This is a genomic window from Burkholderia sp. Ax-1724, from assembly GCF_011752995.1.
In the GTDB taxonomy this organism is placed as follows: domain Bacteria; phylum Pseudomonadota; class Gammaproteobacteria; order Burkholderiales; family Burkholderiaceae; genus Paraburkholderia.
Map to the genome: position 1 here is coordinate 292,429 of NZ_VWWL01000009.1, position 15,265 is coordinate 307,693.

Consider the following 15,265-nt stretch of genomic DNA (forward strand, 5'->3'; position numbering starts at 1 on the left):
GCGGGATGCGCGGTTCGATGAATCGATCGTTTCGGGTTGCGGGGTTGTCCTGGAATGTGTGGCGAGGATGGTCGATTCAGGTATTGATGGACAAACGAACGCCCGCGGATAGCGGGCGTTTTACTTTCTGCCATGTTTTTCGCGGGCGGTAGCTACTGTTCTACGACGAAGCGCTTTCAGCGAACCAATGCCGTGGTGTCATAGTGCCGGTGGCGTGGTTGCTCCGCTATTGGGCAAAGGCCACGAAAGACTGCGAAGTCGCGTCATTGACTGGATGGCGACAAAGTTGACCGGGAAGCTGAACCGGAAATCCCCTCGCATCAAAACAGATGCCGGATCCCCGCACCATAGGTGCTGCCCGAAGGATGCGCGGAAATCCTGTCGTACGAATACACACCATAGACATCCGTGCGTTTCGAGAGATAGTAGTCGTAGCCGATCGATCCCGTGTTATGCACCGAATCCTGGTTTGATGGCGCGCTCTGCCGGGTGGTGGCCCATGAGACGAGTATGTACGATACCGCAGTCACCGGAATGGATACGCCGAGCTGGTACGTATGCGTGCCAATGTGCGAAGTCGTGGTATTCGTGGTCTGGAGTGTGCCGTAGAACTTCGCGAACTGCGCGTTATAGGTCGCACCCGCGAGGTAGAGCGTTTGATCCACCCCAGGAGAATTCGGCGCCCCTCGCACCCGCTGAGCCGAAAACGCGGCCTGCACAGGCCCATGCTCGTAGACGAGGTGCAGGCCGAGATTGTCGCGCCCCTGCTGACCCGCCACGCTGCTGACCGAATACTGAACGACACCCGTCAGCCCGTAGAACGAAGGCGAATAGTAGCCGAGCGTATTGCCCCAGACGGTATCGCCGATCACCTGTCCGTTGTAGCCTGCCACGTACGACTGCACGACGAGCGGCGAAAACACGACGGACGATCCGAACGGATTGAGCATGCTCTGGTTCAGATACGTCTGCGTCGTCTGCAGGCCGAACTTGACTGTCCCGTAGGTGTCGTTTGCCAGCCCCACATACGCGTTACGCGAGAACAGGCCATCGGTGGTGTTGCGGCCCATCTGGCCGGTATTGGGCCGAAAAAAGCTTTCGAGCTTGAAAATGACGCGAGTCCCGCCACCCAGCGCCTCATTGCCGCTCATGCCCCAGTATGAGGTCGTGAGTCCGCCGCCGCCCATCTGAACCGTCCCCTTCGGTGTCGTGCTGAGCTTCGACTGGGTAACGTACGTGCCGATCAAACCGTACAGGTTAACCGACGACGAATCGTCGCCTGAAAGCGTGGCCGCATGCGCATCGCCCACACACATGGCAAGAGAGGCACAGGCGAGAGAGGCAACGCTGATTGCACGAAGCTTTCCGGATCCCTGGCTTTGATTCATGATTTGTCATCCTGATTAATTGTTATTTTTTTCGACACCTGTCCGGGGCGTCGGCCACGAGCCGCACCCCGATGACAGGATCGAAACGAAGAGATAAGGTGGATCGGAGCGACGACAGTACCGGCTGAAGCGGATACGCCCCGATGCCGCGAAAACCCGCTATGCCGCCGGCACGGAAGATTCGTCCATCGCGCCCTTCGTCTCCGGCATCAGGAATACGACGGCCAGATACACGAGGCTGACGAGCGCGCTGACCGTAGCCAGCGTCATCGGCAGGGCGCCGACGTCGGTCGCGAGCAGCGAGACGAGGGTCGGCATCGAGCCGCCGATGGCAAAGCCCACGTTCCACGAGATGGCGGTGCCACTCGAACGGATCGCGGTCGGAAAGCGCTCATTGAGCACGATCACGAGCGGTGAATAGCAGAACGTGCCGATGGAGCTGAGTGCAATCGTATAGACCGCAATTGCGCCGATTCCCTCGGCATGGGTCAACCCGAGGTACAGCAAGGGGATCGACACCAACGAGATCAGGCCGTAGAAAAGCATCGCGCGCCGCCGGCCGATGCGGTCCGTGAGCGCGCCCGCCAGCACCGACGTCAGGCTCACGCACACGGCGGACACGCTCAGGATCATACCCATCGTGGTGTGCGGTACGTGATTGACGATCTTCAGGAATGTCGGCAGGTAACCCGAAGTGAGATACGACAGGCCGCCGCCGGCGAGGGTCAGCAATACGCACCCGACCGTGATGCCCACGAAGCCGCCGCTCAGCGCACTGGCCTTCTTCTGCGGCCTCGTCGGTGCCGCGCGATGTTGCGCCGCGAGTGCGAGCCACAGCGGCGACTCCTGAAGGCGTGTGAAAACGAACAGGCCAAGCAGCGAACTCGCGAGGCCGGAGAAGAACATGATGCGCCAGCCCCACGCCGTGAATGCCGCGGGCGGAATCAGGGCACTCACCAGCACGAAGATAAGGGAGGCGAAGAGCTTGCCGATGCCGGAGCCGCCACCGCAGATGATCCCCGAAGCCAACCCCCGGTACTTCGGACCGATCGATTCGGTGCCGAGCGTATGGGTGGCCGCGACCATCCCGCCCATATACACGCCCTGAATCAGGCGCAACAGCAAAAAGAGCATCGGCGCGAGGATGCCGATGCTCTGATAGGTTGGGATCGTGCCCATGAGTGCCGTCGATACGCCCACCCCGACGGATGCGACCACCAGCGTCTTCTTGCGGCCATGACGATCCGAGTACCGGCCGAACAGATAGCCGCCGACCGGACGCATGATCAGCGTCGCCGTGAAAGCACCGTAGACTGCGGCCAGCGAGAGCATCTGCCGCGACGAGTCGAAGAATACCGTGGCGAGTATCGGCGCCACGTACAGCAGGATAAAGAGGTCGAAGAGGTCGAATGCCCAGCCAAGACAGGACATCGCAACTGCCTGCGATTTCTGCCAGGGGGTGAGTACGAGACCCGCGGCTTGGGTAGGCGCGGATTGCACGGGGATGTCTCCTTGTATTATCGATGAGTGAAGTGGCGGGCCCGAGGGGCCTGAGAGTCACGGCACGTTGCCATGCCCGCCACGAAATCCAGGCAGTGCGGGAAAAACTGTTCAGGTTTCCTCTGGCCAGTACAGGCGCATCGGATTATCGACCAGCAGGCTCTTCTGAAGCGCTGCCGTCGGCGCGATCTGCGGAATGAAGTCGACCAGCAGGCCATCGTCGGGCATGTGCGCGGTCAGGTTCGGATGCGGCCAGTCAGTACCCCAAAGCACGCGATCCGGGAAAGTTTCGACGAGGCGGCGGGCAAACGGCACGACATCGCGATAGGCCGCGCGCTGACCATCCAGCGCAGCCGGACCGGAAACGGAAAGACGCTCCGGGCAGGTGACCTTGGACCACACGTTCGGGTTCTCGCGCATGAAGCGCACGAAGAGCTCGAATTCGGGACCGTCGACCGGCTTCGTCACATCCGGGCGCCCCATGTGGTCTACAACAACGGTAGTCGGCAACGAGGTGAAGAAGTCCCACAACTCCGGGAGATCCGGTGCCTCGAAATAGATCACGACATGCCAGCCGAGCGGAGCAATGCGGTGAGCCATTTTCAGCAGTTCATCGGCAGGCGTGATGTCCACGAGACGCCGGACATAGTTAAAGCGCACACCGCGCACGCCCACGTCGTGCAGGCGTTGCAGTTCCGCGTCGGTAACGTCGAAAGGCAGCGTGGCGACGCCCCGCGCACGCCCATTCGAATGAATCAGCGCATCGACCATCGCGCGATTGTCGGACCCGTGGCAGGTCGCCTGAACGACCACGTTGCGTGCAAAGCCGAGATGATCGCGCAGCGCGAAGAGCTGTTCCTTCGAGGCATCGCACGGCGTGTACTTGCGTTGCGGTGCGTACGGGAACTGCTCGCCCGGACCGAACACGTGGCAATGCGCGTCCACGGCGCCAGCGGGCAGGGCGAATAGCGGGCGGCTCGGGTTTTCCAACCAGTCGAGCCAACCCGGCGTTTTCTCGAAGGGACCCGTGGTGATTCTGGAATTTGTGCTGGACATGTGCGTCTCCTCAATCAACGTAGCGAAGGCCGGCTTTCGCCAGAGGCTCGCGCATGCCGTACATATCGAGCCCCAGCACGCCGCTGGCGAGCTTCTCGCGTTTGCCCGCTTCATTGGCCTCGCGTGACCTCGCGGCTTCGAGTGCCTCTTGCGCGATACCGCGCGGCACACAGACCACGCCGTCGTCGTCGGCCACGATCACGTCACCCGGCGTGACGAGCGCACCGGCACACACCAGCGGGATGTTCACGGAACCGGGCGTGGCCTTGATCGTCCCCTTCGCGCTGACGAAACGGCTCCAGACGGGAAACTGCATCTCCGTGAGCGTTCTGACGTCACGCACGCCCGCGTCGATCACGAGCGCGCGCGCGCCGCGCGCCTTGAAGCTGGTCGCCAGCAGGTCGCCGAAATAGCCATCCGAGCACTCCGCCGTGACCGCGGCAACGACGATATCGCCCGGCTGGATCTGTTCGGCCACGACGTGGAGCATCCAGTTGTCGCCCGGTTGCAGCAGGACGGTGACGGCCGTACCGGCAACCTGGGCGCCGGCATAGATCGGACGCATATACGGCTTCATGAGACCGACACGGCCCATGGCCTCGTGCACGGTGGCACAGCCGTAGCCTGCGAATGCGCCGGCAAGCGCCGGCTCCGTGCGTTCGATATGGCGATGTACGACGCCGAGTTCAAACATTCTGTTTCTCCTTCTTTTCGAGTGCCGCGTCCAGACGCGGATAGACACGGCGCGCGTTACCTTCGTAGACCTTGTAACGCTCCTCCGCACTGAGGTTGAGCGTCGCCTCGATGTAGCGCCGCGTATCGTCGTAGTAATGGCCGGTTTCCGGATCGATCCCACGAACCGCGCCGATCATCTCGGACGCAAAGAGGATGTTATCGACGGGAATGACCTTCGTGAGCAGGTCGATACCGGGCTGGTGATAGACGCAGGTATCGAAGAAGACGTTGTTGAGCAGATGTTCCGTGAGCAGCAGCTTTTTCAGTTCCTGCGCGAGACCGCGATAGCGTCCCCAGTGATAGGGTGCAGCGCCGCCGCCGTGCGGGATCACGAACCTGAGCGTCGGAAAATCCCTGAACAGATCGCCCTGAACCAGTTGCATGAATGCTGTCGTGTCGGCGTTGATGTAGTGCGCGCCCGTCGTGTGAAAGCATGCGTTGCACGAGGTCGAGACGTGGATCATTGCGGGAACGTCGAGCTCCACCAGCTTTTCGTACAGCGGATACCAGTGCCGGTCCGTGAGCGGCGGCGAAGTCCAGTGACCGCCCGATGGGTCCGGATTCAGATTGACGGCAACGAATCCGTAGTCCCTCACGCATCGTTCGAGCTCGGGAATGCACGAGCGCGGATCGACGCCGGGCGACTGGGGCAGCATGGCCGCGCCGATGAAATGAGCGGGGAAGAGCGCCGAGACGCGATGGATCAGTTCGTTGCAGATCGCCGCCCACGTGCTGCTGACGTTGAAGTCGCCAATGTGATGGGCCATGAAGCTCGCGCGCGGCGAAAACACCGTGAGGTCGGAGCCGCGCTCGCGCATCTTGCTGAGCTGATTATTCTCGATGCTCTCGCGAAGCTCGTCGTCGGTGATGACGAGTTCCGAGACGCGCGGCATCTGTGCGGGGTCCGCGATGCCGGCGATCTGGCGATTGCGCCATGCTTCGAGCGCCTTGGGCGCCGTCGTGTAGTGACCGTGTATGTCGATAATCATGAGGAGTTCTTGAAGAAGGGAAGTGCGCTCGCTCACGCGGGTTCCATGCCGTGGCGATGCTTGAGTTCGTCAGTGATGGCTGAGTGCAGGACCTGAAGCAGATCGCGCGCAGGGTCGGGATGAGCCGCACCCGTGCAAAGCGCGGCGGAGAATGTCGTCACGATCGCGCAGTCGTGCGGCATGGTTCCCAGCACGTCGATGCCGGGCAGATTCATGAGTTCGCTGAGTTGCTGGAAGCCGAGTTCCACGACGCCATCGGCAACAAGCTGGCCGACCGGTACGCCGGGCGCTGCCAGCACGAAGCGATCGGCCATGGCGTCCCGAATCCCCCACGTTTCAAGCAGATTCATGAGGGCCGTGCCGCTCGGTCCCGTGGAATAGCCCACGCTATGCGCGCCGAGCAGCGCTTCGCGCAATGCCTTTGCGTTATGGATCGCGGGATGGGGCGCGCCGGCGCGGACCGCCACGGCGACGTTCGAGCGGGCGACATCGGTCCTGCTGTCGCTCACGAGATGGCCGCTTGCGATCAGTGCGTCGATGGCGTCGCTCGCGAGTACGGCAAGATCGAAGGGATGGCCGTCACGCACGAGCCGCGCGGCATCGACGCCGCCGACAGACCTGAAATGCACGTCGATACCGCGTTGCTCGCGGTATAACGTGCCGATATCGGCGAGCAGCAGGCGGGTCGCCATCGACGAGACGCCGGAAAGTCTCGCGTCGGAACGAACAGAAGCAGCAAAGTTTTCCATGGCCCGATTCTGGCCATTGGGGTATGCATTGCCTAGTACAACGATCCTACTAGCTGCTATAACGATTCGGCATGGGAAACGATCTCGCGCAGCAGCCGGGCGGTCTGCCGCACGAGCCGGCTGGTCGGCTTGTGCGCGGATTCCGCGAGACACAGCGTACTGGTCAGCATGGGGTCCTTGAACGGGCGCAGCGTGAATGCCTTCGGCCGATCCGAGGCGGCAAGCGCTGTCTGGGGCAGTACGGCATGGCCGTAGCCTGCATTGACGAGATCGAGAATGGACGGGACGCTCGAAACTTCCAGGGCGATATTCAGCTTCACCCCGGACATGGCCGCCTGGGTGTCGAGAAGCCGGCGCATCGCGTGAGTGTGTCCGGGAAGAATCAGGGGATAGTCGGCGAGCTGGGAAAAGGGCAGCGGTTTGGCTTTCGCATCGCCACGCGTCGCGCGGCTCACGAGGCCAAGCGCCTCGTCGAGCACGGGCGTGATCTCGATAGCCGGATTGGGTTGGGGATTGTGGATGAGGCCCAGATCCACCCGGCCCATTGCAATCCATTCGACGAGATGGGTCGAAAGCCCCTCGACGATGGCCAGCGATGCAGCCGGCAATTCGCGGCGGAAAGTATCGACAAGGAACGGCGTCAGCCGCCGGGTCATGCTCGGCGGTAGTCCCAGCACGATGTGTCCGGACGGCTCGTCGCGCGCGGCTTCGATGTCTTCGGTGACGCTCGCGACAAGCCGCAGGATGCTCACGCCATGATCGAATAGACGCTTGCCGATTTCGGTCAGGACAACGCCTCGTCCGTTACGGATCAGCAGCGTCGCGCGCAGATCCGTCTCCAGTAGCCGCACCTGACGCGAAAGCGCCGGCTGGGTCATGTTCAGTTGCATGGCAGCCTTGCCGAAGCTGCCCAACTCGGCGACACGAACGAAGTACTCCAGCTGCTTGAGATTCATTTTGCTGTTCGCAAGAGTGGATGCTCCCGATCCCGGGTGCAACGCGGGACATCGGGCACGAAATAAAGGCGCATGCCGGGGGGCACGCGCAAAGCATACTGCAAGTGGATGGCTGCTCCGCGGGAGCGGTTCATGCAACTGAGTCACTACAATAGCGTTCATGGCCGGCGCTCCTCAACGAATGCTGGCTACCAGCCTGAACCCGCAAACACGACATTTCTATTTGGGACCTACAAATTTGGGGGTGGTAATTTAATTTACGTTGAACATATTTTAAGGTTTGGATATCTCAGACCCCGGAGCGCGTGCGGGTCGACGGTAAGGAAGCTGCGGCGCGGCGCCCGTCGCAGCAAGTCCACCTGTATGTCGTGCCGGGTGAGCACCTCATCGCACTCAGCGACGATGGCCACGACGTCGAGGTGACGACGGAGATCGTCGCGCACCCGGGCTCGGCGGCGCCGAGCCCAAGGTAATTCGGTACATACTCTCCGCTGCCTGAAAATCCAACGGTGATCGAGTAACCTGCAGGGGGCCGATACAGGAATTTTCTGTCCGTGGGATTAGGAATTTTCTGATTTTTAATAATTCCATATTGTCTGATGTTAATCAGCAACAGGGCATTATTAAGATACCTTGCGCTTTCTCTTACGTGGCATTCTGATTAAATAATCGACACAAGGGGAGTGCATCAATTGGCGTTTTATGGAAAATTTATAATCGATAAGGACAGATCTTCATTGATTATTCCCGGCATTGGTACATTTAAAGCATACTCAGGTGACGGTATCTATCGGAACAAAGGAGGCTGTACTACGGTGCCTGATAATGGTCCGCTTCCAACAGGGATCTATTGGATAGTAGATCGTCCAACAGGCGGATTCAGATCCAGAACTGAAGCGCATGCAAAAGACATCTGGAGCGGCGTAGTCGGCCGACGTACTAATCATGAAGAGTGGTTCGCACTTTATCGTGACGACGGCATTATCGATGACCACACCTGGATTAATGGTGTCGAGCGCGGACAATTCCGCTTGCACCCAGCAGGCGGTCGCGGTCTATCGAAAGGCTGCATTACCCTCCCTGGTTATGCAGATTTCGAAAAAATAAGACGCGCACTCCTGCACACCTTCACTATCCCCGCTCGCAATTCAGGCATTCGTGCATATGGAACGATTGAGGTAACGGCGCATGGCGACACTTGTCCGTAGAATATTTAAAGTAGCGTTATTTATCGGATTATTTCTTCTTTCTGTTCGCTACGTCCATACGTATCCGTTACCGATGCCTGAGGGCCAGATAATGTTCTGGATTGACGCCTCTGACCGACTCGGCATTAGTGACTCCGATAATCTCTATATTCCGACCATGGTCATCATCGATCTGATCGTCGCGATTCTGGCCTACGTGGCGATCCTGAAGCTCTGGAGACGTTACCGGTCTGGTTGATCGTCACCAGTCCTGGCTCGTTCATGGCAGGCTCCGCCGGGTTGCGCGCGGATAGCATGCGCCTCGGGCAGACCTGAACCAGACATTTCTATTTAGCGGAAACCCTACATCTGAACTTGGGACTCACAAATTTATGGGCGATAATTTATGTTATGTAAAATTAAATAATGAAGTGAGGCCCTGCGACCCGAACAATCCAAAACAGCCCTTCGAACAACACCGCCCAGCCACGCACAATATTGGCGCCAACGTGACTCAAAAGACTTTCGCCATACCTACCGTCACACTGCCTCGCATTTCAGAAGCCGTCTTCGCTTGTGCGAAGATTTTTTTCTGCGAAAGGATGATGCTAGCGTGGAATACATGAGTTCTCTGAACAATCACTCTCTACGCCCCTGTCATGCCAATATCTATCGGATCAAGGCCTCCAAGCCCCGTCACCACGTCGCCTCCTGAAGAAAAACACACAACGACTACAAACGTATCGTCTGGCGGTGCAGCGAAAAGACTCCCTGCGAGCGGACCTCTCAGTGGTCTAAGTAGAGCGTATTGAAAATGGCGGGATGCAGGGTAATTTCAGATTTATTTTCCACCCGTCGGAAAATTCTGTTCATTGCGCGATGGCGGATGTAAGAGTGGGGAGCAATGAAACTTCAATAGTGATTGCCGATTCGGCCTTCGAGCATAGCGACACCCGTTTGGAGTCTGCAGCAGATCTATTAAGAGCGGAAGGACGAAAAATTTCGATTATTACGCCAGAGATTCAAAAATCCACACAAGATTGCATCATGTATGCGCTCAATTTCGCAATCAAGTCCTACAAGACCGGGTTCACAGGCGAAATTCACGGCAAAAACAATGCTCAGATCATTTCTGAGCGATCAGCTGAAAAATCTACCCATCGGTTTTCTTAAACATACGCAGACACGTGCGATTCTGAAACAGGAATATGGCCTCGCGGAAGCATTTGTAAAGAAAAACAGTAGTGAGAGACTAAGCGATCGACATGCTAGCTATCGTGTGAGACGTATAAATAACGACAGTAAAGAATTTGAAACAAGTGCCTCAATCGAAGGGTTCAGGTTGCGCGAAATCCGAAAAACCGGAGCGGCTCTCTCGAAAGGTAGCGGGGCTTTTGATCGATCCTTGCTGGAGAGACTGAGTTCCATGAGCCGGTCCCTTAATGAGCTTGAATACGTAAAAAACAATGGAGAGAGAGACGAGAGGCTCAAAGCATTTCGGGAATGGAGAGTGCGAACCAGACAGTAATCATATCTCCCTGAAAGGCCGCGAACCCATTTCCAGCATTGCACGCCGTGTTCTTTAGCAAAGCACGCGAAGTCATGTATCGAAAAGCGAACGCCCGCCGGGAAACCTATCCGAACAGGTAGTTCAACCGGCACGCCCCGCACGGCTAAAATCACGTCGAAATCGAAATGGGGCCAACATGAATAACAACGTCGACCAGCACCACGAGCCGACACTACACAGCAACAAGCAGCGTCTATGGCAACACCCTGCCTACTTGACCGCGTGGGAATACCTTCCCTACGGCCTGCAAATCCGGCTACTGGAATTTGAGGCCCGACTCGACCGCATCTTCCCACGCCGGCTACACGTCAAACGGCGTGGCAACGTGGCAGGGCTTAAACGCGCCGTGTTTACCGTGCTTATAGCCGCAGTCATGCACGCAATCATCATCTCCATGCAACACAGCCAATAGCGATCGACTACGAACGCCCCGCGAAGCACACTCCACACCTCCCACGCACTGTCGGCATTCACCCGACGAAATGCGTAGCACGTCTCATACTCGCCACGACGGCTCCTTCACCCCGACATTCAGTGCAGACAGCGGCGAGACTTTTTCCCTCTGCCGTCTCGCACGCCGCATCAAATGAAACAACTCGCGCAGCACATTGCGCGATGCCGTCTGTTTCCCCGAGGCCAAACCCGCAACCGCGCCATAGTGCATCTCGACAGCCTGCACAATTTGCGCACGCTCATCGCGCAGCGTGCATGGCAACTCTCCATGCGGCTCTGCGTTTCCCATAGGCTCGGCAGAAACGGGCCGTGAATGATCGTCGGCCACAACATTTTCTTTACCCTCGCGCAACTTATCCTCGTTTGCCAAGGGCCTGCAAAAGCCGGATAGTGCGGCCTCAGTCATTTGCCGACACACGTTCAAGGACTCATTGCCCATGAAGCTCAAAGCGCTCCGCCTCGTCACGGCCGCCGCCTTCGCCACGTTCGCGCTGTGCGCGCTCTCCCCTGCAAGCCACGCCGCCGATCAGAACGCGGACCACGACACCGCCCGGATCAAGCCCGCCGTCGATGCCGCGATCCAGCCGCTGATGGCGAAGTACCACGTCGCCGGCATGGCGGTCGGCGTGATCGTCGCAGGCAAGCCATACGTGTTCGACTACGGCGTCGCGTCGACGCAAACCGGCAAGCCGGTCACACGCGATACGCTGTTCGAACTCGGCTCGGTCAGCAAGACGTTCACGGCGACGCTCGCATCGTATGCGCAACTGGACGGCAAGCTCTCGCTATCCGACAGCACCGGCCAGTATCTGCCGACGCTGCGCGGCACGCCCTTCGGCAAGGTCAGTCTTCTGAATCTCGGTACGCACACACCGGGCGGTTTACCGCTTCAGGTGCCGGACGACATCCATAACGATGCGCAGTTGCTCGAGTACTTCAGGAACTGGCAACCGGCTCACGCGCCGGGTACTTACCGGACCTATTCGAATCCGGGCATCGGCACGCTCGGGTTCATCACCGCGAAGAGCATGGGGCAGAACTTCACCGCGTTGGTACAGCAACGCCTGTTTCCGGCGCTCGGCATGAAGAACAGCTATATCGATGTCCCGGCGGCGAGGCTGCCGGACTATGCGCAAGGCTATACGAAAGATGGCGCGCCGATTCGCCTGCAAGGCGGCATGCTCGCCGCCGAAGCCTACGGCGTCAAGTCGAACGCCGCCGACATGCTGCGCTTCATGCAGGCGAACATGAACATGCTTCCGATCGACGACAAACTCCAGCGTGCGATCGACGCGACTCACACCGGCTACTTCAAGGCCAGTGTGCTGACTCAGGACCTGATCTGGGAGCAGTACCCCTACCCCGTTGCATTGAAGACTTTGCAGGCGGGCAACTCGCCGGAGATAGCCCTTAACGCGACACCCGCGGCGGCAATCGAGCCGCCGCTGCCGCCGCAGCAGGACGTGTGGATCAACAAGACCGGCTCGACCAACGGCTTCGGTTCCTATATCGCGTTCGTGCCGAGGCAGCGTATGGGCATCGTGATCCTCGGCAACCGCAATTTCCCGATCGAGGCTCGGGTGAATGCGGCTTATCAGATACTCACGACACTTTCGGCGGCGTCGAACACGAGCAAGGCGAAATAATCGCCGAGCGGTCATTGAACACAACTCGCCAATCCAACCGCAAAAATACTCAAGATACCGAAGCAACATCAAAAAATAAAAACGCCCGACGCTCCCTTGAATCAGGGAAGCGCCGGGCGTCTATCCAACAACCGCTACTGACTCGCGGCTGCGCCGACGCCGGCCTTCTTCTGCGCCTGCTGCAGATTGTTCGGATCGTTTTGCCCTGGCTGATAGCCCGCGTCTTCGAGTTTCTTCAGCTCGGCATTCTTCTTCGCACGAGCCTGTTTGCGGGCCGCTTTGCGCGCGACCTTCCGCTCGGCCTTGGTCGGCTTCGCGGCACTTGCGGCGGCGGCCGGGGACGCTGTGTCGTTCTGCGCGACAGCGAGCGGGATCGTGCCGGCCACCAGTGCCGCAGCCGAAATCCCGAGCATGATTCGTTTAATGGCAAAGCTCTTCATAACTGATATCCCCCAAGGGAGTGTTGGCAACAGAGTTAAAGTCCATCTGCGAATCGTGGTTCATCAAGGCGGATTGCGCAGCCTTTTACGTCACCGCCGGCTCAAGCTTACAGGCAAATAGAGGCCGCGGGTTGGCAGCGTTGATCGCAACGCACATCGCCTGATCCATCGCGGCTCGGGTTCGATCTGACAAAGCGCTCACCTCGGTATAAGTTCTGCAATGCAGAATCAATAAGTAATGCCATTCCATACGCTTCAATCGGGACCTCATCTAAATCCTCTCAATATCACAAGGGTTTACTGGTAAAACATCGCATATCGAGCAGACTAGGTATTTTCCCTTGTTTGGACTGCATTGCAGTTCTTCATGCAGTTTACCACGTTGACACATAGCGAACGGTCGTGCCAAATTCCGTCTGAACTCTGTGAGCACACCAATCAGTCCGGTTGAGTGCTTCATGGAATCGTTCGCTATCAGGAGATCAGCCAAACAGAAAAACGCGCAGTCGATCCAGTCCTGACGTCCAATAGCACGCTCTTCATGTTCCGTAATCCTGATGGATCGCGAGAGAGTTCTATTGCCGGTCGAAATCGCAGCGCGGCGCGGATTCATTTCATCGTTCATCCGAAAACGTAAAACAAGGAGACACGCAGCATGCCGGCAAGTCATCGCAACAGGATCGGAGTCGTTCTTGGATTGATGGGGGCGTGTGCGCTAGGTGCGGCCCCGAGCGCTCAGGCGCAAAGCAGTGTCACGCTCTACGGTATCGTCGACGCGTCGCTGCTCTATACCAGCAAGACACTCGACATGAGTACCGGCCAGAGCGCCGGCCATCAGTATTCGTTCACCGACAGCGGCCTGTCCGGCTCGCGCTTCGGCCTGCGTGGCGCCGAAGATCTCGGCGGCGGCATGCGCGCGATCTTCCAGTTGGAAAGCGGCTTTAGCGTGGCCAATGGCTCGCTGAACAATTCGAACGGCAATCTGTTTGGACGTCAGGCGTGGATCGGCATCGACAGCCGCTTCGGTACAGTCAAGGCCGGCTTGCAGTTCTCGCCGTTCTTTCTGTCGGTGTACGACTTCGACCCGCGCGACATGGACTATTTCGGCAGCGGTCTCGTCACCTATCTGAACAACGTCTATGTGACGGGCCTGTTCAATCCCAACGGCATTTCCTACACGTCGCCGGAAATCGCGGGCTTGCAAGGCAGCGCGATGCTCGCGCTCGGCGGAACTGCCGGTGATTTTCAGGCAGGTCGCCAGTACTCGGCGAGCCTGCGCTATCACTTCGGCGGACTCACGATCGACGCCGCGCTCTACAGCGGCAACGCGGGCGGCAGCGCCGCGGCCATCGCGATTCCGAGTGCCGTCGAATTCAACGGCCGCGCGCTCGGTGCGCGCTACGTGTTCAACAACCTGACCGTGATGGCTGCGTACACGCAGTACAAGGTGGCGGGCTCGTTCAACAATCGCGTCTATTCGGGCGGCGCGAGCTATCGCATCACGCCGGCGTTGAATGTCGACGCGGGCATCTGGGTCACGCGCGATGCAAACGAATCGTCGAATAATTCGATTCTCGCTTCGACCGGACTTGAATATTCGTTATCCAAAGCGACGGTCACGTATGCACAGGTCGGCTTCGTGACCAATCACGGCGCCATGCACGCGGGGCTCTCGGTCAATAACGCACTCGATCTGCCCACGGGCACGACGGCCGGCGTGAGCCTCGGCATTCGCCATACGTTCTAGATGCGGACGGCGCACTGTTGCATGTTGCTGTTGCGGTGGATGGTTTCGGGTAATGAGAGGGAACCGATGCGGGTTCCGGGCGGTAACAGCTCTCACTGATCGCCTGGCTACCTCAACGGCAAGTTGGCAACGGCATTGCGTAGCTGTTCGGCGCGTCGATTGTTGAGCACCGCCACGCAAGCCAGTCGCCCCATCTCATGCGCGTTACCTGCTCCGCCACCGCTTAACGAGGCTGAAAACTCACACTCGGTGTCGCGATACCTGGGAAACTCCCGGTCCGATGCGACCAGTTTAGCTTTTGCTACGTTAATGTACTTGCCGTCTTCATCCCATTGGGTGAGCGAGTGGCCCACGGCTTCCTCGGCTCGTTGCAGCGCTACCTGACTCTCCGCGACTTTTTGTGCAAGGCAATCCCGCATTCCGGCCTGTGAATAAGCGCTGCACAGATTTTCTTGGGTTTGAACGGTATCGTGAGGAGCGGCATGAGACAGTGCCGGCAAAGAGAGTGAGCAACTTAGGGCAATCAGCTTTAGTGTGTGCATATGGTTGCGTTTCCTTTTCGAGCCACGCTTAATGCATAGTCCAATTTTTTGCGTAACTTGGGTCTCGTTGCATCGAGTTGTAGCGCAGTGCGATTAATGTCGCAGATGACGGGCACCAGTCTACATGACACGCGAGCCGATCAAATGGAGATCGACAAGCCGGCGTTCGACACGTTCCTGGGGCCTGTCAGTAATTTCGTGTTCAAGGCATATGATGCTCCCCAGGAGAATATATGCCTCGCAAACCAAAGACCCCACCGGCCGATCTGCCGGCAATTCCCGCCGAGCTGCTTGAACAGTTTGGCAA

Annotated in this window: 16 protein-coding genes; 6 read left to right on the forward strand and 10 right to left on the reverse strand. The window is 58.6% G+C overall.

The window, feature by feature from the left end; all coding sequences use genetic code 11:
* Positions 1-320: 320 nt before the first annotated feature.
* The 7 genes from F3J19_RS13240 to F3J19_RS13270 all read right to left on the reverse strand — a co-directional run bounded on the left by F3J19_RS13240 (position 321) and on the right by F3J19_RS13270 (position 7,373).
* Entirely contained in the window at positions 321-1,388 is a 1,068-nt protein-coding gene (locus F3J19_RS13240) for a porin (protein WP_167041939.1), read from the reverse strand.
* Between the two features lie 159 nt (positions 1,389-1,547).
* Entirely contained in the window at positions 1,548-2,888 is a 1,341-nt protein-coding gene (locus F3J19_RS13245) for an MFS transporter (protein WP_167041941.1), read from the reverse strand.
* 111 nt (positions 2,889-2,999) lie between these two features.
* On the reverse strand, positions 3,000-3,944 hold the full coding sequence (locus F3J19_RS13250) for an amidohydrolase family protein (RefSeq protein WP_167041943.1): 945 nt from the start codon (positions 3,942-3,944) through the stop codon (positions 3,000-3,002).
* 10 nt (positions 3,945-3,954) lie between these two features.
* Complete coding sequence (ligK, locus tag F3J19_RS13255) at positions 3,955-4,638, reverse strand: 4-carboxy-4-hydroxy-2-oxoadipate aldolase/oxaloacetate decarboxylase (protein ID WP_167041945.1); 684 nt, start codon at positions 4,636-4,638, stop codon at positions 3,955-3,957.
* Complete coding sequence (locus F3J19_RS13260) at positions 4,631-5,668, reverse strand: amidohydrolase family protein (protein ID WP_167041947.1); 1,038 nt, start codon at positions 5,666-5,668, stop codon at positions 4,631-4,633. Before F3J19_RS13260 ends, ligK begins: the two co-directional genes overlap by 8 nt.
* 32 nt (positions 5,669-5,700) lie before the next feature.
* The gene (locus F3J19_RS13265) at positions 5,701-6,360 is read right to left on the reverse strand and encodes a substrate-binding domain-containing protein (protein WP_167042010.1); all 660 of its coding nucleotides are present in this window, start codon (positions 6,358-6,360) and stop codon (positions 5,701-5,703) included.
* Positions 6,361-6,473: 113 nt separating this feature from the next.
* Positions 6,474-7,373, reverse strand: a complete 900-nt coding sequence (locus F3J19_RS13270) for a LysR family transcriptional regulator (protein ID WP_167041950.1) — start codon at positions 7,371-7,373, stop codon at positions 6,474-6,476.
* A 692-nt stretch (positions 7,374-8,065) separates the two neighbouring features.
* On the opposite strand from F3J19_RS13270, the gene F3J19_RS13275 reads away from it, so the two are divergent.
* From F3J19_RS13275 to F3J19_RS13290, 4 genes are all read left to right on the forward strand, one after another.
* Positions 8,066-8,581 carry a DUF2778 domain-containing protein gene (locus F3J19_RS13275; protein WP_167042011.1) on the forward strand — a complete coding sequence of 172 codons (516 nt, stop codon included), beginning with the start codon at positions 8,066-8,068 and terminating at the stop codon, positions 8,579-8,581.
* Complete coding sequence (locus F3J19_RS13280; RefSeq protein ID WP_167041952.1) at positions 8,562-8,819, forward strand: hypothetical protein; 258 nt, start codon at positions 8,562-8,564, stop codon at positions 8,817-8,819. Before F3J19_RS13275 ends, F3J19_RS13280 begins: the two co-directional genes overlap by 20 nt.
* Before the next feature lie 563 nt (positions 8,820-9,382).
* Positions 9,383-9,733 (forward strand): YopJ family acetyltransferase, encoded by a 351-nt coding sequence (locus F3J19_RS13285; protein ID WP_167041954.1) that lies wholly within the window; start codon positions 9,383-9,385, stop codon positions 9,731-9,733.
* Positions 9,734-10,266: 533 nt separating this feature from the next.
* Complete coding sequence (locus tag F3J19_RS13290; RefSeq protein ID WP_167041956.1) at positions 10,267-10,542, forward strand: hypothetical protein; 276 nt, start codon at positions 10,267-10,269, stop codon at positions 10,540-10,542.
* 84 nt (positions 10,543-10,626) lie between these two features.
* On the opposite strand, the gene F3J19_RS13295 is transcribed toward F3J19_RS13290, so the two are convergent.
* Positions 10,627-10,989: a hypothetical protein gene (locus tag F3J19_RS13295; protein WP_167041958.1), complete on the reverse strand. Its 363-nt coding sequence runs from the start codon at positions 10,987-10,989 to the stop codon at positions 10,627-10,629.
* 31 nt (positions 10,990-11,020) lie between these two features.
* Between F3J19_RS13295 and ampC the strand changes: the two genes are divergently transcribed.
* Positions 11,021-12,229, forward strand: a complete 1,209-nt coding sequence (gene ampC, locus F3J19_RS13300) for a class C beta-lactamase (protein WP_167041960.1) — start codon at positions 11,021-11,023, stop codon at positions 12,227-12,229.
* 134 nt (positions 12,230-12,363) lie between these two features.
* Here the strand turns inward: ampC and F3J19_RS13305 are convergent, their stop codons facing one another.
* Entirely contained in the window at positions 12,364-12,669 is a 306-nt protein-coding gene (locus F3J19_RS13305) for a hypothetical protein (RefSeq protein ID WP_205192821.1), read from the reverse strand.
* 700 nt (positions 12,670-13,369) lie between these two features.
* Between F3J19_RS13305 and F3J19_RS13310 the strand changes: the two genes are divergently transcribed.
* Positions 13,370-14,416: a porin gene (locus F3J19_RS13310; RefSeq protein ID WP_167042013.1), complete on the forward strand. Its 1,047-nt coding sequence runs from the start codon at positions 13,370-13,372 to the stop codon at positions 14,414-14,416.
* A gap of 107 nt (positions 14,417-14,523) precedes the next feature.
* Here the strand turns inward: F3J19_RS13310 and F3J19_RS13315 are convergent, their stop codons facing one another.
* Positions 14,524-14,958 (reverse strand): lysozyme inhibitor LprI family protein, encoded by a 435-nt coding sequence (locus tag F3J19_RS13315; protein ID WP_167041962.1) that lies wholly within the window; start codon positions 14,956-14,958, stop codon positions 14,524-14,526.
* Between the last annotated feature and the right edge of the window lie 307 nt (positions 14,959-15,265).